Origin of the sequence: Cedecea sp. NFIX57, assembly GCF_900177785.1 — a bacterium.
Taxonomy (GTDB): Bacteria; Pseudomonadota; Gammaproteobacteria; order Enterobacterales; family Enterobacteriaceae; genus Cedecea; species Cedecea neteri_C.
The window spans coordinates 81,759-103,445 of sequence record NZ_FXAS01000006.1 but is presented as its reverse complement, the minus strand read 5'-3'; the positions used below and the strand labels follow the sequence as shown (position 1 = coordinate 103,445).

Sequence of the window (21,687 nt, the reverse complement as noted above, 5' to 3'; positions counted from 1 at the left end):
GACGCATCATGGAAAAACTATGGCAAGCCACGCCGCTGCTCCTCGTTTGCTCGCTGCCAGCCAGTTGGGCCATCGCTGACGCGCCACAGCCCCCGGCTACGCCCAAAATCCCCCATCAGCTTATTGAGCATGGCGATGTTCGCGTGGATAACTATTTTTGGCTCAGGGATGACAGCCGCAGCGACGCCAAAGTGCTGCGTCACCTTGAGGAAGAAAATATCTACGCCCGGGAGGTACTGAAACCGTCCGCCGCGTTAACGGACACGTTGTATAAGGAAATGGTCGCGCGAATGAGCCCGGAAAACCGCTCGGTGCCCTTCCAGCGAAACGGCTATCGCTACCAGGATGTTTATCTGGCCGGGCAAGAATACGCCGTCAGCCAGCGGCAGCCCGTCGGGGGCAAGGGCGACTGGCAAACGCTGGTGGACGGCAACCAGCGCGCCAAAGGCCAGACCTATTACCAGCTAAACGGCCTGGTCGTCAGTCAGGATAACCAGATGATGGCAATTGCCGAAGATACGACGGGCCGCCGTCAGTATCGCCTCTCACTTCGCGATTTAAAGAGCGGGCAATGGCTCCCCGATGCGATCGAAAATACGTCCGGAAATATGGTCTGGTCCAATGACGGGCGCTACCTGTTTTACCTCCGCAATAATCCGCAAACGCTGGTGCCCTCGCAGGTCTGGCGGCATCGCCCAGGCACGCCTGTCGCCGAGGATGTGCTGGTCTATCAAGAGTCTGACGGCGGCTATTACCTCGGGCTTTCCCGTTCGGCTTCGGATCGCTATTTAATTATCACGCTTAGCGCCAGTACCTCCTCGGAAGCTCGCCTGATCGATGCGGATAAACCCGAAACACCCCCTGTGCTTTTCGCCACCCGCAGGCCGGGGATTGAATATTATCTCGACCATTTTGAGGGCGAATTCTACCTGCGTGCAAATCAGGAAAGCGCCAATTTTGGGCTCTATAAAAGCCACGCGCCCGGCGACAAGTGGCAGGCAGTGGTTGCGCCCAACCCCAATAAAATGGTGGAAGGATTTACCCTCTTTAAAGACTGGCTGGTGGTGGCAGAGCGCCAGGACGGGCTGAGCCAGATACGTAAGATTAACTGGCTGAACCGCAGCGAGCAGACGCTACAGTTTGATGACGCGAGCTATATGGCCTGGCTCGGCTATAACCCGGAGCCACAGGCTGGCAAGCTGCGCTATGGCTACTCTTCGATGACCACGCCCACCAGCACTTATGAATGGGATCTGACCAGCGGCGAACGCACCCTGCTTAAACGCCAGGAGGTCAATAACACCTCTCCGCAGGATTATCACAGCGAACGAATCTGGGTCGCCGCGCGTGACGGCGTGAAGGTGCCTGTCTCGCTGGTTTATAACAAAAAAATGTTCAAACCGGCCCACAGCCCGTTGCTGGTTTACGGCTATGGTGCTTACGGAATGAGCATGGATCCGGCCTTCAGCGCCAACAGACTCAGCCTTCTGGACCGCGGTTTTGTGTTCGCTATTGTGCACGTTCGCGGCGGGGGTGAGCTTGGCCAGCGTTGGTATCAGCAAGGCAAGCTGGAAAACAAGCCCAACAGCTTTAATGATTTTCTCGATGCGACCCACGGCCTGGTTAAGCTGGGCTTCGGACAGGCTGGCAGACTTTACGCCATGGGCGGAAGCGCCGGGGGCTTGTTGATGGGGAATGTGATTAACCAGCAACCCACGCTCTTCAATGCCGTGGTCGCGCAGGTGCCCTTTGTGGACGTGGTGACAACCATGCTGGACGAATCACTGCCGCTCACGGTGGGAGAATATGACGAATGGGGCAACCCACACCGCAAAACGGACTATCTACGGCTCAAATCCTGGAGTCCTTACGACAATGTTAAGCCTTCGCACTACCCGAATCTGCTGGTGACCAGCGGCCTCAATGACTCGCAGGTGCAGTACTGGGAGCCCGCAAAGTGGGTTGCGAAGCTACGTGAAAACCAACGCGGGCCAGGCAAAATCCTTCTGCTAACCGATATGCAGGCCGGGCACGGCGGGAAATCAGGCCGAATAAAGCGCCTGGAGAATACCGCGCTTGAATACAGTTTTATTCTGGAGGCAGATAAACAGCGCTAACCTGGAAGCCTTCCCTTAATGGGAAGGCCACCTCAGGTAACATAATAATAAAAATAACTTTTATTTTATTACAATACTTCAAGGACACGTATGAACGTTAATAAACTGGCCGTGACTCTCGGCTCGGGCATGTTATTGCTCAGCGCCAGCGGATTGGCAAAAAATAATGATGAAGTAACTAACGGGGATAAAAAAGGTTCGGCAGTATTTAGCCCACTGAATGTTTCCGCCGGAAATATTACCCGCGAGCAAGAAGCGTTGGAAAAACCTGGCGCAACCAGCTCCCGTGCCACGGATAAAAACCTGCAATCTCTGGATGCCACGCTGCGCAGCATGCCTGGCACCTATACCCAAATCGATCCCGGTCAGGGAACGGTGAGCGTGAACATTCGCGGGATGAGCGGCTTTGGCCGGGTGAACACGATGGTGGACGGCATTACCCAAAGCTTTTACGGCACCACCACGTCCGGCACAACCGTTCACGGCTCCACCAATAACCAGGCAGGCGTACTCATCGACCCGAATTTTCTGGTCGGCGTAGACGTTACGCGCGGCGACAGCAGTGGCTCAGCGGGAATCAACGCCCTTGCAGGCAGCGCAAACATGCGCACTCTGGGCGTAGATGACGTGATCTTTAAGGGAAATGATTACGGGTTGCGCTCGCGCTTCTCTGTGGGCAGCAACGGGATCGGGCGCAGCGGGATGATTGCAGCAGCCGGAAGAACAAACGCCTTTACCGACACCGGGAGCTTCGGCGCGATGGCCGCCATCAGCGGCAGTTCTATTTATTCTAATTTTTCTAACGGCTCCGGTATTAATAGCGAAGAGTTTGGTTACGATAAATTTATGAAGCAGAACCCGAAATCCCAGCTTTATAAAATGGATATTAAGCCTGATGAGTTTAATAGTTTCGAGCTATCGGCCAGAACTTATGAAAATAGATTCTCTCGTCGTGATATCACCAGCGACGATTATTATATTAAATATCATTATGCCCCGTTCTCTGAGCTGATTGATTTTAACGTCACTGCCAGCACCAGCCGCGGCGATCAGAAATACCACGATGGTTCGCTGTACACGTTTTACAGCACATCCGCGCAAAACCGTTCCGATGCGCTGGACGTAAACAACACCAGCCGTTTTAGCCTGGGCGATAACGATCTGGCGTTTACGCTGGGCAGCAAGCTAATGCGCACCCGTTATACCAAGCTCATTAATGCTGCTGCAGGCGATGAAAAAACCAACCAGGAGGCGATAGAAAACAATCCATTCGCCCCTTCCGGGCGGCAGGATATTTCGGCGTTATATACCGGGTTACAGGTCACGCGCGGTATCTGGCAGGCAAATCTTAACCTTAACTACACGCGCAACCGAATCACCGGGCATAAACCCCCCTGTGACGAACGCGTTATCTGCGTCCCCCAGGGAAGTTACGACGTCGATGAGCGAGAAAGCGGCTTTAACCCATCGGCCCAGCTGTCGGCCCAGGTTACGCCGTGGCTTCAGCCATTTGTCGGCTACAGTAAATCGATGCGTGCGCCAAATATTCAGGAGATGTTTTTCTCCAACTCCGGCGGTGCGTCCATGAACCCGTTCTTAAAGCCTGAGCGCGCGGAAACCTGGCAGGCCGGTTTTAATATCGACACCAAAGATCTGCTCGTTCAACAGGACTCTCTGCGCTTTAAGGCGCTGGCCTACCGCAGCAGGATCCAGAACTATATTTACAGCGAGTCTTATCAGGTCTGCTCCAGCGGACGAAAATGCAGCATGACCGAAGTGCTGGGCAATGACTGGGCGGACATCAGCGACGAATACAGTGACAATATGTATATTTACGTGAACTCGGCCAGCGGCGTTACCGCCCATGGCGTGGAGCTGGAGATGGACTACGACGCAGGCTTCGCCTTTAGTCGCCTCTCCTTCAGCCAGCAGCAGACCGACCAGCCCACGTCTATCGCCAGCACCTACTTTGGCGCGGGGGATATTACCGAGCTGCCACGGAAATACATGACGCTGGATGCCGGGGTGCGCTTCTTCGATAAGGCCCTGACCCTCGGGACGATAGTGAAGTACACCGGTAAAGCGCGGCGGCTGTCGCCTGATTTTGAAACCGATGAACATACCGGCGCCATCATTAAAGAAGATTTGCCGCAGATCCCGACCATTATCGATCTCTACGGCACTTATGAGGTGAACCGTAATCTGATGCTGAAACTCACGGTACAAAACCTGATGAACCGGGATTACTCCGAGGCGCTGAACAAGCTCAATATGATGCCAGGGCCAGGGGATGATGCCAGCCGGGCAAACACAGCGCGAGGCAGAACCTGGATCTTTGGCGGCGAAGTTCGCTTCTGATTGTCCTACCATCGCCCGGTTTTTAGCCGGGCGATAGCGAATTAGCGGTATTTCATCTTCTGCAAATCTTCAATCAGCCCTGGTCCGGTTGGCCGCCAGCCGGTTTTTTGCTGCGTGGCGGCGCTTGAGGCCGACATGTCGTGTGCGGCAAAACTCCCCAGCCAGCCAAAATGATCGCTGGCTTTGTCGGCGGCAATACTGCGTACCGGCACACCAAGCCCTTGCCCGATCGTTTCGGCGATCGTTTTCGTGGCGATCCCTTCTTCCGCCACGGCATTGTAGCGCTCCCCGGCCATGCCTCTTTCCACCGCCTGAACATAAAGACGGGCGGCATCGCTCAGATGCACCGCCGACCAGCGGTTTTCACCTTCGCCAAGATAAGCCGCCACGCCTTTGTCGCGCGCCAGCTCGATCAACGGTGTAATAAGCCCCTGCCTGAACGTGTCATGCACCTGCGGCAGTCGCACAAACGAGGCGTTAACGCCCCGCTCAAGCAGACTGACCCCGGCAATTTCCGTAGCCTTACGCGGATTGGGCGTCAGAAGGTTATACCCCGCTTCCGTCGCCGGTTTGCCCGGTTCAGTAGCGCCCATAGCCACAAAAGAGGTGATCACCATCGGGCGAGCCGAGCCCGCCAGCGCGTTCCCTATAGCGGCAATCACTTTTCCGTCAGCCTCACAGTTGGCGACAAAGTTAGAAAAATCATGGTTAAAAGCCGTGTGAATGACGGCGTCCGCAAGATCCGCCCCATGCTGCAAGCTGGCGAGATCATCCAAATCGCCATAATGTGCTTTTGCTCCCCAGGATGATAAAGCCTCGGCCCCACGCTGAGAACGCGTTAGCCCCAGTACCTGATGCCCGGCAGCAAGCAGTTGTTGAACAATGGCCGAACCAAGAAAACCGGTCGCACCGGTGACAAAAATACGCATAGTCATTATCCCAAACCGTCACTTAGGACTGAGTTGCCGTCCGACAGGATTTACTGTAAACAGAGGGAAGAATACGAACAATGTTCAAAAGTCGCCATTTTTGGTCTCATCGTCCGGAGTTACTATGGATCCGCTGTCTGAACTGCTTTCCCTGCTGAAACCCCAAAGCTATGCCTCCGGTGGCGTTGCTCTGCATGAAGGTATGGCCATTCAGTGGCCTGAACATGTCGGCATCAAGTGCTACGCCGTGGTGTCAGGCCACTGCTGGCTTTCGGTTGACGGTATGAGTGAGCCGCAGTTGCTTCAGGCCGGCGACTGTTATCTTCTGCCGCCGGGGCCGCCTTTTTGTCTGGCTACCGGGCTGGATGCCACCCCCGTGGATTTTTACACGCTGCGCGAGGCAGGGAAGCTGGGGCCTGACGTTGTCCCCGGCCAGCAGGAAAGCTGTTTCCTGGTCGGCGGGCATTTTGTTTTGAGCGGGGAAGCGGCCGAGCTGTTGCTGAGCTCTTTGCCGTTGGTCGTTTGCATTCAGCAGCCAGAGAGTAAGGCCGCCATGCGCTGGGCGCTGGATCAAATGACCGATGAAGTCCGCCATCCACGCCCCGGCAGCGCGCTTATCGTCCAGCAGCTCGCCTGGATGATGCTGATTCAGGCTCTGAGGCTGCACTTAACTCATCAGCCCGCCGTGGGCTGGCTATATGCGCTGGCGGATAAACAGCTCAGTCTGGCTCTGACCTGCATGCATAAAGAGCCTGCCTTCAACTGGACGCTGGAAAAACTGGCGGAGCGCGTGGGGATGTCGCGGTCGGTGTTTGCCGCCCGGTTTAAAGCGGTGACGGGCGCATCGGCTATTGACTACCTGACGCGTTGGCGGATGATGCTGGCTTCCGACAGGTTGCGCCAGTCCGGTGATTCCCTGGCGCGTATTGCTGTGGAATTGGGGTATGAATCAGAAAGCGCGTTCGGTAAGGCTTTCAAGCGGGTGATGGGCTGCTCACCCCGGCAGTATTCAAAAGGCTAGCGGCAGGCAGTCAGGGCTGCTCGCGTTTGCCAGGCATCATCCGTAGCAGCGTGTTGTCTTTCCAGACGTAATGGTGAAACAGCGTGCCGAAGGCGTGAAGGCCAATCACGAAATAGCCGGTGTTGGCGAGAAGCTCATGCCAGGATTTGATGCTGAACTCCATATCTTCGTCCGGTACCGCCGCCACCGGCATTTGTAGTCCAAAGGCCACCCAGTCACTGCCGCGATAGTACATTGCCAGGAAGCCCAGCACCGGCAGCGCAATAAACATCAGATAGACAATCGTGTGAACCAGATGAGAGATGCCGGTCACCGCTGGATGCGGCTTTGGCACAATGGCTGGGGCGCGATATTTGATGCGCACCAGCAGGCGGGCCACCATCAGCACCAGCACGGAAATGCCGCAGGTGAAATGGATAGAGTTAATGAGCGGCCGGTAGCTACGCGGGGCAAAACCACGCAGTTCCATCGCGCAATAAGCCCCCACGACCAGCAGAAAAACCAGCCAGTGGATCGAAATCTGTAACGAGGTGTATTTAGTGCGCATAAGAGCCTCTGCCCTGAAATTACGTTGAATGCCAGGATAACGAAGAAACATTAAAAGAGTATTAACATCAACATATTATGGACGTTAATTTGTTTCAGCGTGTAATTTTTTAGCCTTAACGTTTCTCAGGGCAAAGCTCAAGGTTTACAGCCCGCGCTCGCGGATCAGTGCGCTCAGCGCCATATCCTGCTGAAGAGCGTGCCAGGCGGCCATTACCTGGGGGGGAATATCAACGTGAACGATGAAGTCTCGCCCCTGCGGACCATAACCGGTTGCGTCGTCGCGCAGACGAGGAATTTCCCCCAGCGCCAGAGAGACATAGCGCTCAATCGGCCACAAACCATCAGCTTCTCCGGCAAAAACAGTGCCCTGTTCTCCCTCGACTAATTCAGGATTAATGCCAGGCCAGCTTAGCCATTCCGGCGCCTGCGCATTGCCCTGCCAGACGCGAGCAAAAGTCGCAACGGTGCGGCGCTGCATGGTCGGATCCTGGATAATCAGCACACGCTCGGGGCTCAGGCCAAGTTCAGCCATTTTGTCCACGCTAAAACGCGCATTTTCACCGCAGTTGGTCGATTTCTCTTCGGTGATGATCTTCTCGCTCGGGACTTTCCAGAACTGGTGAGCTATGTCCTGGATGATCGCCGCTTCGGCACGCCCAGTGGTAGGAATCGTGTTGTAGCGCGGGTGGCGGGCAATTTCCGCGTAGAGATACGTTGTGGAATGCCCTATTCCGCCGGTGATTAGCAGCGGTTTTTCACTGTTGGCAGCAAACTCACACGCGGCCTCAAGGGTTGGGATCACGGCGTTACCGGCCAGAATAATCAGATCGGCATCCTGTGCCTGCGGTGTGCCAGTAAAGTCGCTCTGCGCCAGCCACTGACCGAGCGTATTAACGGCCTGAATGGTCGGCTGGCTCAAGGTTGGGGATGTCATCATTAGCGGGATCCTCCCGGTTAAAAACCAGCGTGTAGCCTAACCCGGTCGAGGTAACACGCCTATCAGATGCGACTGAAAGGGCTATTTCAGCCAGGGAGCGATTTTCGAAGCAGCAAACGGTAATCGTCCGGGTCGCCTTTCTGCTCAATATCCATAAGCTGATAGCCGTTTTTAAGCAGCATCATTAGCATGCCGCGAAATTTGTTGCGGGTTTTCACGGTTATCATGCGGTAGCCCTGTTCCATCGCCCATTTTTCCTGCGCGGCCAGCAAAGCCTGAGCGACGCCATCCCGCCTGAACTCAGGTAAAACGCCGCCGAGCCAACTGTAAAACTCCGTCTCACCGAGCGCGTAGCCAAGTTTAAACCCGGCGGGAACGCCGTTCACACAGGCGATGAGTTGGCTGGTTTGGTTCGTTGCGAGACGAGTTTGAAGATCTACCACGCTTCTACAATCATCAAATTCAGGCAGGCGGTGATAAAGCGCGAGGATATCCTCCAGCGATGCATGCTGAACCGTCAGGCCCTCGGCCTGAAAATGCATACCTTGATAAGGTGTTGCCCGACAGGCCGCAAGGCGGCTGACTAAATCCCCGACGTGAAGCTCAAGCTGGTGGTTATCCGGATCAAGAAAGTAGAAGGAATGCCCTTCGCTGCGGTTGTCTTTCCATACCCGCACGCCTTGCTGTTCCAGCGCTTTAACCGTTTGGGGGAAGGCCTCCGCACTCACGCTGAACGCGTAGTGGGTATAATGCACGGGCCGCTCACCGGCCTTTGCGTCCAGAGAAAGACAAAGCCATAAGTCACCGCAGGAAAGATACGCCCCAGCGTCCCAGCGGGCATGAAGCCTGACGCCCGGCAGACTTTGATAAAATGCCAGGCTCCGCGCCAGGTCTCGTACCGCAAGCGTCAGGTGATTCAGGCCGGTTAGCATGCTTATTCCTTATTTTTGGCCTGCCAGTTGGCCCACGGGCTGTCCGCCGGTGCGTCGTCTCTGGTCTCTGGTGCATCCAGAGAGGCGATGTACATTTCTTCCACTTCTTTACGCGCCCAGGGCGTGCGGCGCAGAAACTTCAGGCTGGACTTAATGGTGGGATCGCTTTTAAAGCAGTTGATATTTACCTGCCGCGCCATTTCGGCCCAGCCGTAACGTTCAACCAGGGCGTTAAGCAACGCTTCAAGCGTCACGCCGTGCAGCGGATCTTTTGAACTCATGTTTTTTCCGGCTATTTCGTCAATTTGCGCACACCTTACTGATTCTAAAGATAGGGCGCAACAGGGGCGGAGGCGAAACGAAAAGAAGTGAGAGGCGGCCCATTTCTGAGCCGCGAGAAGTAAATCAGAATGTTTCCCAGTTGTCGGCAGAGGCCGTTGCAGGCCGAACCAGGATGGATGCAGGGGAAGATGTGGCAGCGTGTTTTTGCGGTACAGCGGTGAAACCCGTTGTCAGGCGGAAGGCTCCAACCGCCTCTGTAAGACGGGCAGCCTGCTCTTCCAGAGAAACGGCGGCGGCTGACGCCTCCTCCACCAGAGAGGCATTTTGCTGCGTGACGTTATCCATTTCGTGTATCGCCTGCCCGACTTGCTGAATGCCACGGCTTTGCTCATCCGAAGCCGCGGCAATTTCCAGCATAATATCGGTCACGCGGCGGACGGCCTCCACAATCCCGGTCACCGTGGTGCCGGCCTGTGCCACCTGGCGGGAACCGCTATCGATCAACGACACGGATTCGCTGATAAGCCCCTCAATCTCTTTTGCCGCCTGGGCGCTACGCTGTGCCAGCGTTCGCACCTCGCTTGCCACCACGGCGAAACCTCGCCCCTGCTCCCCTGCTCTTGCCGCTTCCACGGCGGCGTTCAGCGCCAGAATATTGGTCTGGAAAGCGATGCTGTTGATCACCGCGGTGATCTCAGAGATTTTCTTCGAACTGGCGGAGATGTTGTCCATGGTGCTGACCACGCCCGACACAATACGCCCGCCGTCGCTGGCTTTTTGCGAGGCATCTTCCGCAAGCTTTGTCGCGTGATGCGCGTTGTCGGCGTTTTGTTTCACCGTGGCGGTCAACTGCTCCATGCTGGCGGCGGTTTGTTCGATTGCCGCCGCCTGCTGCTCGGTGCGGGAAGAAAGATCGGTGTTCCCGGCGGAAATTTCACTCGAGCCCTGATAGATAGCCTCAGCACCTTCGCGTACCGTACTGACGGTGCTGACCAGTTGCTGCTGCATATGCTGCAGGTGCTGGCTGAGTTTGCCAATTTCGCTGTTGCCGGTCGCTTCTGCTGGCAGGGTCAAATCCCCCTCGGAGATATGTTCAATACGCTTCGCAGCGCGCTGCAGCGGGCCAATCACCACGCGACGCAGCATGATGAAAGTGAACACCGTCATAAACAGCGCAATCGCAAAGGCTCCGGCCATCAGCGCTACACTGGTGCGGGTGCGGCTATCGGCCTGCTCTCTCAGGGCATTTGCACGTTCAGTGCGAATGCTAACGGCCTGCTGCAGTTTGGCATCGTAATCGCCATCCAGCTTGCGTACCACTTCGCTTTCATGGGTGATGATCGCCTCAAACATGCCGTTTTTGGCGAACTTCAGCATCGGCTTCATCCCTTTTTCGAGATAGGCCGCAAAATCATCCTGCAACACTTTGTCTAAAGCCTGATCTGCCGGCGTTTTCACTTTGCGGGCCAGATAAGCGCTGAAGCCAGCCTGCGCCTGCTGGATAAGTCCTTCGGCATTAGCCACGTTCTGTTTAACCTGATCCATATCCGCGACACGGCTTGCGGCTCCGGCGTTGATCAGGTTGATGCGCGCCGTACGCAGGTGATTGGCGCTATCCGCCAGCCCCATTCGCACCTGAATTTCCTCGGTGACATCCTGAAGCGCGCGATCGCTCTGAATGAGAAAATAGCTGGCGAAACCGATGCATAGCGCAAACAGCAGCAGAATGCCGCCGAGAATAGAGGAAAACAGCGGCACCAGCCTGATGTGATGCCAGAAGCGCACGCCGTTTTGTGGGGTCAGAGTTTTTATCGACATGTCCGTGACTCTCTTTGTATGGGGAATTCCCTTCAAAGGTCATCGGCCCCGGCGCGGAAAAACATTACGCGCTACGTCACAGATTTGCGTTAATGACGCTAAAGAAGTCCCGGAGGGTTAAGTGGATCACAGGTTTGGGTCAGCCGCTATTCTGCCTGACCTTTTATCAGCGCATAGCGGTTCAGTAATTGCCTGAACTGCATATCCGTTTGCGCCAGTTGTCCGTCTGTTACGCACCGTCATGCTGGGCGCAGGTGTTTTCATCACCGTGTCAAGCACCGTACCTTGTAACGCGTGACGTGGGATCTGGCCGTTAGTGTCCGTCAGCGACAGGCTTTCATTTTCCGGCTCGGTATGGTCATCCTAAAATTAACTCAGACTCAATCAGGATTGGTTTTTTCGATAAACAGAACAAAAATCCAGCACAAAAAAATAATAACAAGAAGATATTATTTTTTATTAAAACATCAAAGGTGAGATAAAAAACCTAAACACTTCGCCATAGTCATTGGCAGCGCAAATGCATGCGCCGCCATTCATTTCATCGATGAATGTTTTTAATGTCAACAGGTTGGCCAAACAGGAATCCCTGAATTTCAGTACAGCCTTCTTCTTCCAAAATACGCAACTGCTCGTTGGTTTCCACACCCTCGGCAATCAACGGTGTATTGATGGAGTTGCCGAGAGAGATGATCGCTCGCACGAAGGAACGCGCCTGAAAGTTGCTTTCAACATTCGTCAGGAAGCTGCGATCCAACTTGATGACGTCAAAATGGAACTCCCGCAGCGTACTCAAAGAAGAATATCCTGTGCCAAAATCATCCAGCGCAATGCTGATCCCCATTTTCTGGAATTGATGCAGGATGTTAAACGTCAGTTTTTTATTAATGATGAAGGCGGTCTCTGTCACCTCGAATTCAAGTAACGTTATTGGCCATGCGGTTCGCATTAAAATGTCGCGGACATTGTCGATAAAGCTGAGATTACGCAGCTGCACTGGAGAAATGTTGATCGAAATTTTTTTGTCCAGCTTGTTGGCTAGCGACTCTTTACATACCGTTTCAATCACCCAATAGCCCAGCGGGACAATAGCCCCACTTTCCTCGGCAATAGGGATAAATTCATCGGGCGGAATCAGTCCTTGCTCCGGGTGATTCCAGCGAAGTAGCGCTTCATAGCCGGTAATCGCCTTGTCTTTCAGCGAGCGTTTTTCCTGGTAATGGATGAAGAACTGCCCTTCTTTGATGCCACGGCGAATATCCGCGGCCATCAGGTTGCGCAGCCTCGTTTTTTCATCCATGTCTTTTTCATACCAGCAGATCTTGTTATCCAGATTGGCTTTGGCACGGTACATCGCCAAATCTGAATTGCTGATAAGCGTATTGATGTCCGTGGCATCATCCGGGTAAACCGCCACGCCGATACTGGCGCTAACGGTAATTTCGCTGTGAGCAAAAATCTGTTTGCCAACAAAACAGCTGTGCAAGCGCTCGGTGAAATTACGCAGTTCGTCGTCGTGGTTATAAGGCTTGGCGGCGACAAATTCGTCGCCGCCAAAGCGGGCAACTATCTCATCTTTTTCCATCGCTTTAAGCACCGAGGACGAAACCCGCTGCAGAAGCAGGTCGCCAACCAGATGCCCTTCGGTATCGTTGATCTCTTTGAATTTATCGAGATCAACCGTGCAAATAGCAATGTGGTTATAGTCAGACTCAGTGAACAGTTTCTCCACAAAACTGAAGAATTCGACGCGGTTAGGAAGCCCGGTCAGCGCATCGTAGCGGGCAAGCCATGAGATTTTATCAATCACGACCTTCTGCTCGCTGATATCGCGGGTAATTTTGGCAAACCCCAGCAGCGTTTGGTGCTCATCATAGATGGCATCAATCACCACGTGCGCCCAAAAACGGCTCCCGTCTTTACGGTATCGCCAGCCTTCGCCTTCAAACTTTCCGTTTTTTAGCGCGATATTCAGGTTCCGCTCAGGTAGCCCGTTTTTTTGCTCCGCTTCGCTGTAGAAAACGCCAAATGACTGTCCCACAATCTCATCGCGCAGATATCCCTTCGCTCGCAGCGCCCCCTCGTTCCAGGTGGCTACGGTGCCATCAATATTCAGCATGTAGATCGCGTAATCTTTTACGCTCTCCACAAAGTGCCGATAGGCGATATCAGTTAAGCTTTCAGTACGCATCTTGCCCTTGAGTTAATTGTGGTTTTTCATGAATAAAAAGAGTAATTTATCGCATTATCGGCGGCGTAGCCACGAAGCTTTAAGCCCGTTTTCACCGACGTAAGATCATTTTTCTCGCTTTACCCGCTGCAGGTAACTTTCCAGTTGTTGAGTCACTTCCCGGCTGAGGGCGTACTGATCGTCCCCCACATGATAAACATAGTTGCTTAGCCGCCGGAGATCCCGGTATATCGTCCGTTCGCTTACGCCAAATTTACTGGCCAGTTGATGGCGGGACACGCGCTCGCAGCTCAGCATTTCACAAAAAATACCGGCAATTCTGTTGGCAAGCAGCGTGCTTTTTTCGGGGGGGGTCATGAGTGTGTCTCCTGCAAGTAGGTGTCAGGAATGTTAGCGCGAACAAATGACAGGTCGTGTCAGCCATTGACAGAATATATCGTGCGTCCGCAGGGTAATTATTACGCAACATTATGACAAGGCTAGATTTTTTTGATCAAAAATTAACGTCCGTGGAGATCGGACGACATATTGACAGCTTTGCAGGGTATAATCGCGCCTCACAATAAGCTGGCAGACTATGACCGTGAGTAAACATCGGGTAACAAGACCAGATGAAGTTGAGATGAAACAACGAGCCTGGTATCAGGCCCGACGGGCCATCCTGAGCGGCAGACCCGATGTCGCCCCGCTGACGCCCCCATCGACGCTGTACGAAGAGCTGGCTATTGGCTACCACATCCGCCAGCTCACGCGGTTACAAAAATGGTTTACCGATCGGGGGCTTCCCCTCCCCGAGTAAATACCGCATTGCGCAACGGGGTAAAACCATTAAGCCTTCGTCGCGCTGGTGCGCAAGGCAGCGAGCAAGCATTGGCGTTAACGCCGCATCATCTATAACGACAAAACCGTGGCGTCCGTACCAGGGGGCATTCCAGCTCACATCCCTGTAAGTTGTCAGCGTGATTTGGCTTACGCCAAGCAGCTGTCCCATGCGTTTGACCTCAGCCAGCAACATAGCCCCCACGCCCTGGCGCTGAAAATCCGGGTGGGTCGAGATCTCAGCCAGATAAAGCGTATCTTCGTGCCGTTCACAATAGCAAAAACCGTGGATCCTACCGTCGTTCCCAGTCACCTTCCAGGCGAGTTTATTTTCTATGGCGGCGGCATGAGTTTGCCTATCGGTCACTCCTGCACTGGCTAAAAAAGCCAGCTCGGGCACCGCAAGAAAACGGCGTGCAGCGACTGCCTCAACGCGCTGTAGTTCATCAATATCTCTACTATCAGTGGCATATAGCATTATTATCCCTTTCTTTTATTGGCACTAATGCCACGCAGTTTAACAGCCTGTTTCCGTGAACCCTGGCCGTTTCGTTGATGGCCGATTGACGTTAGCACTTCCACAAATGTTAATCAGGAGTAAACTAAAGGTAAGCAACTCATCTGTGTTATTGCGCAATCAACCATAACAAGTGACACCTGCCATATGAAATTCAAATCGGCGATTAAGCCTTACCAGGCCGCAGCGGGCGGCTGGGGTTCTCTCGAAGCGACAACCCGCTTCGTCATCGACAGCAAACATGCCCTGAAAAATCTGCGCAACCTGATGCGCATGAACAAAGCCAAAGGCTTTGATTGCCCGGGTTGTGCCTGGGGTGACGATAACAAAAGCACCTTCAGCTTCTGCGAAAATGGTGCCAAAGCGGTCACCTGGGAAGCGACTCGCCGTTTTATAGACAGCGACTTTTTTGCTCAACACAGCGTCACTAAACTTTACCAGCAAAGTGACTATTTCCTCGAATATCAAGGCCGCCTGACCGAACCGCTCAGCTACAATCCACAAACCGATCGCTACGAACCTATCAGTTGGGCCAACGCGCTAAGCCTGATTGCGCAACACATCCAGGCGATGGATAACCCCGACCAGATTGAGCTTTACACCTCTGGCCGCGCCAGCAATGAAGCCTCTTACCTCTATCAACTTTTTGGCCGAATGCTGGGTACCAACAACTTCCCGGATTGCTCAAACATGTGTCATGAGGCCAGCGGCAGCGGGCTAAAACGCAGTATCGGCGTCGGGAAAGGTACTATCCGGCTGGATGATTTCGATATAGCCGACGCCATTTTTGTGTTTGGCCAGAATCCCGGCACCAATCATCCTCGAATGCTGCACAGCCTTCGCCATGCAGCAGAAAATGGGGCACAGATTGTCACCTTCAATACGCTGCGCGAACGCGGCCTGGAACGCTTTGCCGATCCGCAAAAACCGCTGGAAGTGATCACCCCGCTGGCGGGTACCATCAGCACCAACTACTACCAACCGAATCTGGGCGGCGACATGGCGGCGGTGCGCGGCATGGCAAAAGCGCTGCTGGAAACCCACCGTCGCCTGATCACTGAAGGTGAAGATGGCGTGTTTGATCTGGCGTTTATCGAAGCCCATACCCACGGCGTTGAGGCCTGGCTTACCGCCATTGATGAAACCAGCTGGGAGAAAATCACCCATCAGTCCGGCCTGAGCGAACTGCAGCTGCGCGACGCCGCCGCTATCTGGCAGCATTCAAAACGGGTGATTTTTACCTGGGCTATGGGCATCACTCAGCACAAACATTCGCTGAATACCGTGCGTGAAATCGTCAACCTGCAACTGCTGGGCGGCCATTTAGGCCGTCCGGGCGCGGGCCTTTGTCCTGTACGTGGGCACAGTAATGTGCAGGGCAACCGTACGATGGGGATTGATGAAAAACCGCCGGTGAGCCTGCTGGATAATCTGGCCAAACACTTTGATTTTGAGCCCCCGCGCGAGCACGGCCATAATACCGTTGAAGCCCTGGCAGCGATGCTGCGCGACGAAATCAAAGTGCTCATTGCCCTGGGCGGAAACCTCGCCGCTGCGGCACCGGACAGCCCTCGCACGGAAGAAGCCATTAGCCGCTGCGGCCTGACCGTGTTCATCAGCACCAAGCTGAACCGCAGCCACCTGGTGCCGGGTAAAGCCTCGCTGATCTTGCCGACGCTTGGCCGTACCGAAGAAGACATGCAGGTTTCCGGGCGCCAGTTTGTCACCGTCGAAGACTCCTTTAGCATGGTTCACGCCTCCGAAGGCATCGGCAAGCCGATTGCCGACACCCAGCGTTCTGAAACCGCGATTGTTGCCAGCATAGCTGATGCCGTTCTGGGCCGAACCAAACTGGACTGGCTGGCGCTGGCCGACGACTACAACCTGGTTCGCGATCACATCGCTGCCACGCTGCCCGGTTTTAAAGATTTCAATCAGCGCTGTGAAGAACCTGGTGGCTTTTACCTCGGCAACGCCGCGGCAGAACTGCGTTTTAACACGCCAAGCGGCAAGGCTGAATTCAGCGATGCCCCACTGCCGGATTCGCTGTGGCAAGGTGTGGAAGCCCCGTTCACCCTACAGACGCTACGTTCTCACGATCAGTACAACACCACCATTTATGGCCTCGACGATCGCTATCGTGGCGTATACGGCCAGCGTGAAGTGCTGTTCATTCACCCTGATGATATGGGTGAACTCGGCCTGAACGACGGCGATAAAGTCGATATTGAAACCATCTGGCATGATGGCATCGTCCGTAAAGTCAGCGGTTTTAAACTGGTGGCGTATGACATCCCTCGCGGCAATCTCGCGGCCTATTACCCGGAGACAAACCCGTTGGTGCCGCTTGGCAGCGTCGGGGACGGCACGGGCACGCCGACGTCAAAATCCGTACCGGTGAAAATTACCCGTAGCGAAGCGGAGAATACGCGACGAATTGCCTGATCGGGAATCACATTCCCTCTCCCACAAGGCGAGAGGGAAAACGTTATCTCTAAACATGGAGTAAGCGATGCAGAAACAATGGTCCGATGTTGATGAGTACCTTGTTCATTCCCTAATCCCTTCCGATGCCGTTTTCCAGCACATTCTTGCCAATAATCATGCCGCCGGGCTACCTGCCCATGATGTTGCTCCTAACCAGGGGAAATTCCTGCAATTGCTGGTGGAGATTACCGCCGCGAGAAAGATTCTGGAGATCGGAACGCTCGGCGCGTACAGCTCCGTCTGGATGGCGAGAGCACTACCGGCTGACGGCAAGCTGATCACGCTTGAAGCCGACCCTCGTCATGCGGAGGTTGCACAAAAGAACATTAAGCTGGCAGGACTGGAAAAAAACATTGAACTGCATCTCGGCCCCGCGGCAGAAACGCTGGCCAATTTAGGGAGCGAAGCGCCGTTCGATTTGATATTTATTGATGCCGATAAGCCGAATAACCCGGTTTATCTTGAGTGGGCATTGAGATATTCACGTCCCGGCACGTTAATCATTGGCGATAACGTGGTCCGCGATGGTGAAGTAGCCAACCCCGAAAGCGGCGATGACCGCGTTCGGGGTGTGCGAACCTTTATCGAGCTGATGGGCAACAACCCAAATCTCTCTGCCACTGCGCTACAGACGGTCGGCAGTAAAGGCTGGGATGGTTTTACGCTGGCAAGGGTGAAATAAGATCAGGCCCTTTCCTGGGGAAAGGGCCTGATATCAAAGTGACACCTGCTCCATGGCCTGCAAAATACGCTTATCGGAAATCGGGTACGGGGTCCCAAGTTGCTGCGCGAAGTAGCTGACGCGCAGTTCCTCAATCATCCAGCGAATCTCCTGCACCTCTTCGTTTTCACGGCTTGCCGGCGGTAGCTTGTTCAGCCACTGCTGCCAGGCCTGCTGCACGCTTTCCACCTTAAGCATCTGCGCGCGGTCACGGTGCGGATCGATAGCCATTTTTTCCAGCCGTTTCTCGATTGCCTGCAGGTAACGTAGTGTATCGCCGAGCCGTTTGTAGCTGTTGCCGGTGACAAAACCTCGGTAAACCAGGCCGCTCATCTGCGCCTTAACATCCGACAGGCCAAGCGCCATGGTCATATCCACGCGCCCTTTCAGCCGTTTGTTGATGTTAAACACCGCCGTGAGGATCTGCTCCACCTGTTTGGCAATCTCAACCACCGTGTCGTTCAGCTCTGCGCGAACTTTCTCATGCAGCGCGGCAAATCCTTCTTCGCTCCAAACTGGACCGCCGTTTTGCGCGATCAATTTATCAATACCGCAGGAAATGCAGTCATCGATAAGCTCCAGCACCTTGCCATAAGGGTTAAAGTACAGCCCCAGCTTGGCTTTGTTCGGCAATTTTTCGTGCAGGTATTTCACCGGCGACGGAATGTTCAGCAATAGCAAACGGCGCAGCCCGCGCCACATCGCTTGCTGCTGCTCGAGCGGGTTATCAAACAGCTTAATCGCCACGCTCTCTTTTTCATCCACCAGTGCCGGGAAGGCTTTCATCCGGTAATTGCCGCGTTTCTGCTCATAGCTTTCCGGCAGCGAACCAAAGCTCCAGATGTGCAGCCCGCTCTGCTCAATGCCGTCATCCGCCACGGCGGAAAGCGTCTGCTGCACTTTATCCTTCAGGCCGCCTTTTAGCTCGCTGAGGTCTTTGCCCTCTTTCAGCTTCTTGTTGTGCTCGTCCACCACGCGGAAGGTCATTTTCAGGTGATCGGGCACCTGATCCCAGTGCCAGTCTTCCCGGTCAATGGTGACGCCCGCCATGCGGCGGAATTCTCGCTCCAAGCTATCCAACAGCGGCAATTCCAGCGGCGTAGCCCGGCCTAAAAATGCCTCCGCGTAGTTCGGGGCTGGCACAAAGTTACGGCGCACCGGCTTCGGCAACGATTTGATCAGGGCAATAATCAGCTCGCGGCGCACGCCAGGGATTTGCCACTCAAAACCAGACTCTTCAACCTGGTTCAGCAGCGGCAGCGGGATATGCACCGTCACACCGTCGGCGTCCGCCCCCGGCTCAAACTGGTAGGTCAGCCGCAGCTTGAGATTGCCCTGATGCCAGAAGTTAGGGTAGTCCAGCTTGCTGACCTGCTCCGCGCCTTCCCTGATCAGCATATTTTTTTCAAAATTCAGCAGATCCGGCGTTTCGCGGCTGGTCTTTTTCCACCAGCTGTCGAAGTGGCGCGCGGAAATCACATCATGGGAGATGCGCTGGTCATAAAATTCAAACAGCGTTTCGTCATCCACCAGAATGTCGCGGCGACGGGACTTATGCTCCAGATCTTCGATTTCCGCCCGCAGCTTGAGGTTGTCGCGGAAGAACGCGTGGCGGGTTTGCCAGTCGCCTTCGACCAGCGCATGGCGAATAAACAACTCGCGGCACAACGCCGGATCGATATCGCTGTAATTCACTTTACGTGCCGCCACAATCGGCAGGCCATAAAGGGTCACTTTTTCCTGCGCCATTACCGCGCCCTGGGCTTTCTCCCAGTGCGGTTCGCTGTACGAGCGCTTAATCAGGTGCTGCGCCAGCGGCTCAATCCACTCCGGGTCGATCCGGGCGGCGATACGCCCCCACAGGCGGCTGGTTTCCACCAGCTCGGCCACCATCGTCCACTTCGGCGGCTTTTTAAATAAACCTGAGCCTGGGAAGATGGAGAAGCGTGCGTTGCGCGCCCCGGTGTATTCCTGCTTTTCCGTGTCCTTCTGCCCGATATGGGACAGCAGCCCCGTCAGCAGCGCCGAATGCACCGAGCGGAAGTCACCTGGTTCGCTGTTCACCGGCAGGCCAAGCTCTTTCACCACCTGGCGCAGCTGGGTGTAGATATCCTGCCATTCGCGGACGCGCAGGTAGTTGAGGAAGTCCAGCTTGCACTGGCGGCGGAACTGGTTTGAAGAGAGCGCTTTTTGCTGCTCGCCGAGGTAATTCCACAGGTTCACGTAGGCCAGGAAGTCAGACTCTTTGTCGTGGAAGCGGCGGTGCTTCTCGTCCGAGGCCTGCTGTTTATCCATCGGTCGCTCACGCGGATCCTGAATCGACAGCGCGGAGGTAATAATCATCACCTCACGCACGCAGCCAAATTTCTGCGCTTCCAGCACCATTTTGGCGAGACGCGGGTCAACCGGCAGCTGCGAAAGCTGGCGGCCTGAGGCCGTCAGTTTATAAACGCTATGGTCTTCATCGCTGGTAATGGCGCCCAGCTCTTCAAGCAGGCGCACGCCATCCTGGATGTTGCGCTTATCCGGCGCCTCAACGAACGGAAACGCCTGAATATCCCCCAGGCCCAGCGCCGTCATTTGCAGAATGACCGACGCCAGGTTAGTGCGCAGAATTTCCGGGTCGGTAAATTCCGGGCGCGACAGGAAATCATCTTCGGAATAGAGGCGAATGCAGATCCCTTCCGACACGCGGCCGCAGCGGCCTTTACGCTGGTTGGCCGAAGCCTGAGACACCGGCTCAATCGGCAAACGCTGAACCTTGGTGCGGTAGCTGTAGCGGCTAATACGCGCCGTACCAGGATCGATAACGTATTTTATCCCCGGTACGGTCAGCGAGGTTTCTGCCACGTTGGTCGCCAGCACAATTCGCCGCCCGACGTGCGCCTGGAAAACACGGTTCTGCTCGCTGTTGGACAGGCGCGCATAGAGCGGCAGAATTTCCGTATGCGGCAGATTGAGCTTCGTCAGCGCATCAGCGGTGTCGCGAATTTCACGCTCGCCGCTCATAAAGATCAGGATATCGCCCGAACTTTCATGGCCCAGCTCATCCACCGCGTCGAAAATCGCCTGCAGCTGATCGCGATCGACATCGTCGTTATCTTCCACCATCGGGCGGTAGCGCACTTCCACCGGGTAAGTTCGGCCTGAAACTTCGATAATCGGCGCGTTATGAAAGTGGCGCGAGAAACGCTCCGGATCGATGGTCGCCGAGGTAATGATGATTTTAAGATCGGGACGCTTCGGCAGCAGTTCCCGCAGGTAACCCAGCAGGAAGTCGATATTCAGGCTACGTTCGTGCGCTTCATCAATGATGATGGTGTCGTACTGCATCAGCAGCCTGTCCTGCTGGATTTCCGCCAGCAGGATCCCGTCCGTCATCAGTTTGACCATCGTGTTATCGCCGACGTGGTCGGAGAAACGCACTTTATAGCCTACGCAACCGCCGGGTTCGGTTTGCAGCTCTTCCGCAATACGGTTAGCCACGGTGCGTGCCGCCAAACGGCGAGGCTGAGTGTGGCCAATCAGCCCTTTAACACCGCGCCCCAGCTCCATACAAATTTTTGGCAACTGAGTGGTTTTGCCGGAGCCCGTTTCACCGGCCACGATCACCACCTGGTGATCGCGCACGGCGTTCAGAATGTCCTGTTTCTTCTGGCTGACCGGAAGATTTTCAGGATAGGTAATCGCCGGGCGCGCGGCTTCACGCAGTTGGACTTTGCCAACTGCGGCGTCAATTTCTGCGCCCAGCGTGTCGAATAAGGCCTGCTGAGAGTCAGCATTTTTAATTTTCTTCGCACCGTGCAGGCGGCGAGAAAAGCGTTGTCTGTCGCGGAGCATCAGCCCGTCAAGACGGGCGAACAAAGAGGACAGCGAGGGTTTTGTCATTTCCATTTTATCTATCGTTATTTCGCTACCGGGCACAACCGGATAAGTCACGGCGTTGATTTCCGCTATTTTATCACACCCCGGTTTTGAGCGCCTTGTTCAATAAATTCGAATATAGGGT

16 protein-coding genes and 2 pseudogenes are annotated in these 21,687 nt (G+C 54.8%); 6 read left to right on the top strand and 12 right to left on the bottom strand.

What is annotated here, in order from left to right; genetic code table 11:
• Positions 1 to 8: 8 nt before the first annotated feature.
• Positions 9 to 2,117, top strand: coding sequence for a S9 family peptidase (locus B9Y90_RS06630; RefSeq protein WP_176227847.1), 2,109 nt, complete (start codon positions 9 to 11; stop codon positions 2,115 to 2,117).
• A gap of 90 nt (positions 2,118 to 2,207) precedes the next feature.
• Complete coding sequence (locus B9Y90_RS06625) at positions 2,208 to 4,475, top strand: TonB-dependent receptor domain-containing protein (protein ID WP_085540667.1); 2,268 nt, start codon at positions 2,208 to 2,210, stop codon at positions 4,473 to 4,475.
• Positions 4,476 to 4,516: 41 nt separating this feature from the next.
• On the opposite strand, the gene B9Y90_RS06620 is transcribed toward B9Y90_RS06625, so the two are convergent.
• A complete protein-coding gene (locus B9Y90_RS06620) occupies positions 4,517 to 5,404 on the bottom strand; it encodes an SDR family oxidoreductase (protein WP_085540779.1) in 888 nt (295 codons plus the stop codon).
• A 124-nt stretch (positions 5,405 to 5,528) separates the two neighbouring features.
• Here B9Y90_RS06620 and B9Y90_RS06615 point away from each other — a divergent pair, with 124 nt between their 5' ends.
• Positions 5,529 to 6,425, top strand: coding sequence for an AraC family transcriptional regulator (locus B9Y90_RS06615; RefSeq protein ID WP_085540666.1), 897 nt, complete (start codon positions 5,529 to 5,531; stop codon positions 6,423 to 6,425).
• A 10-nt stretch (positions 6,426 to 6,435) separates the two neighbouring features.
• Here the strand turns inward: B9Y90_RS06615 and cybB are convergent, their stop codons facing one another.
• The 9 genes and pseudogenes from cybB to B9Y90_RS06575 all read right to left on the bottom strand — a co-directional run bounded on the left by cybB (position 6,436) and on the right by B9Y90_RS06575 (position 13,491).
• Positions 6,436 to 6,972 carry a cytochrome b561 gene (cybB, locus tag B9Y90_RS06610; RefSeq protein ID WP_085540665.1) on the bottom strand — a complete coding sequence of 179 codons (537 nt, stop codon included), beginning with the start codon at positions 6,970 to 6,972 and terminating at the stop codon, positions 6,436 to 6,438.
• 144 nt (positions 6,973 to 7,116) lie between these two features.
• Positions 7,117 to 7,911 (bottom strand): YdcF family protein, encoded by a 795-nt coding sequence (locus tag B9Y90_RS06605; RefSeq protein ID WP_085540664.1) that lies wholly within the window; start codon positions 7,909 to 7,911, stop codon positions 7,117 to 7,119.
• 86 nt (positions 7,912 to 7,997) lie between these two features.
• A complete protein-coding gene (locus B9Y90_RS06600) occupies positions 7,998 to 8,453 on the bottom strand; it encodes a GNAT family N-acetyltransferase (protein WP_369678983.1) in 456 nt (151 codons plus the stop codon).
• Positions 8,445 to 8,843: pseudogene (gene fos, locus B9Y90_RS06595) on the bottom strand (fosfomycin resistance glutathione transferase); the annotation flags it as partial. The gene B9Y90_RS06600 and the pseudogene fos, both read right to left, overlap by 9 nt.
• 2 nt (positions 8,844 to 8,845) lie before the next feature.
• Positions 8,846 to 9,124, bottom strand: coding sequence for a VF530 family protein (locus B9Y90_RS06590; protein ID WP_085540663.1), 279 nt, complete (start codon positions 9,122 to 9,124; stop codon positions 8,846 to 8,848).
• 124 nt (positions 9,125 to 9,248) lie between these two features.
• Positions 9,249 to 10,943: a methyl-accepting chemotaxis protein gene (locus B9Y90_RS06585; RefSeq protein WP_085540662.1), complete on the bottom strand. Its 1,695-nt coding sequence runs from the start codon at positions 10,941 to 10,943 to the stop codon at positions 9,249 to 9,251.
• A gap of 228 nt (positions 10,944 to 11,171) precedes the next feature.
• A pseudogene (locus tag B9Y90_RS27225) lies at positions 11,172 to 11,306 on the bottom strand (hypothetical protein); the annotation flags it as partial.
• A 178-nt stretch (positions 11,307 to 11,484) separates the two neighbouring features.
• Positions 11,485 to 13,134: a putative bifunctional diguanylate cyclase/phosphodiesterase gene (locus B9Y90_RS06580; protein ID WP_085540661.1), complete on the bottom strand. Its 1,650-nt coding sequence runs from the start codon at positions 13,132 to 13,134 to the stop codon at positions 11,485 to 11,487.
• A gap of 105 nt (positions 13,135 to 13,239) precedes the next feature.
• On the bottom strand, positions 13,240 to 13,491 hold the full coding sequence (locus B9Y90_RS06575) for an HTH domain-containing protein (protein ID WP_045782434.1): 252 nt from the start codon (positions 13,489 to 13,491) through the stop codon (positions 13,240 to 13,242).
• A 265-nt stretch (positions 13,492 to 13,756) separates the two neighbouring features.
• On the opposite strand from B9Y90_RS06575, the gene B9Y90_RS26895 reads away from it, so the two are divergent.
• Positions 13,757 to 13,933: a hypothetical protein gene (locus tag B9Y90_RS26895; protein WP_176227846.1), complete on the top strand. Its 177-nt coding sequence runs from the start codon at positions 13,757 to 13,759 to the stop codon at positions 13,931 to 13,933.
• On the opposite strand, the gene B9Y90_RS06570 is transcribed toward B9Y90_RS26895, so the two are convergent.
• Entirely contained in the window at positions 13,889 to 14,431 is a 543-nt protein-coding gene (locus B9Y90_RS06570) for a GNAT family N-acetyltransferase (RefSeq protein ID WP_085540660.1), read from the bottom strand. The two genes, B9Y90_RS26895 and B9Y90_RS06570, sit on opposite strands and share 45 nt — an antisense overlap.
• A gap of 186 nt (positions 14,432 to 14,617) precedes the next feature.
• Between B9Y90_RS06570 and B9Y90_RS06565 the strand changes: the two genes are divergently transcribed.
• Together B9Y90_RS06565 and B9Y90_RS06560 are read left to right on the top strand one after the other, a co-directional pair.
• Positions 14,618 to 16,915 carry an FdhF/YdeP family oxidoreductase gene (locus tag B9Y90_RS06565; RefSeq protein WP_085540659.1) on the top strand — a complete coding sequence of 766 codons (2,298 nt, stop codon included), beginning with the start codon at positions 14,618 to 14,620 and terminating at the stop codon, positions 16,913 to 16,915.
• Positions 16,916 to 16,982: 67 nt separating this feature from the next.
• Positions 16,983 to 17,639: an O-methyltransferase gene (locus B9Y90_RS06560; protein ID WP_085540658.1), complete on the top strand. Its 657-nt coding sequence runs from the start codon at positions 16,983 to 16,985 to the stop codon at positions 17,637 to 17,639.
• A 33-nt stretch (positions 17,640 to 17,672) separates the two neighbouring features.
• On the opposite strand, the gene hrpA is transcribed toward B9Y90_RS06560, so the two are convergent.
• Positions 17,673 to 21,572 carry an ATP-dependent RNA helicase HrpA gene (gene hrpA, locus B9Y90_RS06555; protein ID WP_085540657.1) on the bottom strand — a complete coding sequence of 1,300 codons (3,900 nt, stop codon included), beginning with the start codon at positions 21,570 to 21,572 and terminating at the stop codon, positions 17,673 to 17,675.
• Between the last annotated feature and the right edge of the window lie 115 nt (positions 21,573 to 21,687).

Bases quoted from the DNA above. Each gene is read 5' to 3' on its own strand.
- B9Y90_RS06630 (WP_176227847.1), top strand. From the start codon at position 9: ATGGAAAAACTATGGCAAGCCACGCCGCTGCTCCTCGTTTGCTCGCTG.
- B9Y90_RS06625 (WP_085540667.1), top strand. From the start codon at position 2,208: ATGAACGTTAATAAACTGGCCGTGACTCTCGGCTCGGGCATGTTATTG.
- B9Y90_RS06620 (WP_085540779.1), bottom strand. From the start codon at position 5,404: ATGCGTATTTTTGTCACCGGTGCGACCGGTTTTCTTGGTTCGGCCATT.
- B9Y90_RS06615 (WP_085540666.1), top strand. From the start codon at position 5,529: ATGGATCCGCTGTCTGAACTGCTTTCCCTGCTGAAACCCCAAAGCTAT.
- cybB (WP_085540665.1), bottom strand. From the start codon at position 6,972: ATGCGCACTAAATACACCTCGTTACAGATTTCGATCCACTGGCTGGTT.
- B9Y90_RS06605 (WP_085540664.1), bottom strand. From the start codon at position 7,911: ATGATGACATCCCCAACCTTGAGCCAGCCGACCATTCAGGCCGTTAAT.
- B9Y90_RS06600 (WP_369678983.1), bottom strand. From the start codon at position 8,453: ATGCATTTTCAGGCCGAGGGCCTGACGGTTCAGCATGCATCGCTGGAG.
- B9Y90_RS06590 (WP_085540663.1), bottom strand. From the start codon at position 9,124: ATGAGTTCAAAAGATCCGCTGCACGGCGTGACGCTTGAAGCGTTGCTT.
- B9Y90_RS06585 (WP_085540662.1), bottom strand. From the start codon at position 10,943: ATGTCGATAAAAACTCTGACCCCACAAAACGGCGTGCGCTTCTGGCAT.
- B9Y90_RS06580 (WP_085540661.1), bottom strand. From the start codon at position 13,134: ATGCGTACTGAAAGCTTAACTGATATCGCCTATCGGCACTTTGTGGAG.
- B9Y90_RS06575 (WP_045782434.1), bottom strand. From the start codon at position 13,491: ATGACCCCCCCCGAAAAAAGCACGCTGCTTGCCAACAGAATTGCCGGT.
- B9Y90_RS26895 (WP_176227846.1), top strand. From the start codon at position 13,757: ATGAAACAACGAGCCTGGTATCAGGCCCGACGGGCCATCCTGAGCGGC.
- B9Y90_RS06570 (WP_085540660.1), bottom strand. From the start codon at position 14,431: ATGCTATATGCCACTGATAGTAGAGATATTGATGAACTACAGCGCGTT.
- B9Y90_RS06565 (WP_085540659.1), top strand. From the start codon at position 14,618: ATGAAATTCAAATCGGCGATTAAGCCTTACCAGGCCGCAGCGGGCGGC.
- B9Y90_RS06560 (WP_085540658.1), top strand. From the start codon at position 16,983: ATGCAGAAACAATGGTCCGATGTTGATGAGTACCTTGTTCATTCCCTA.
- hrpA (WP_085540657.1), bottom strand. From the start codon at position 21,572: ATGGAAATGACAAAACCCTCGCTGTCCTCTTTGTTCGCCCGTCTTGAC.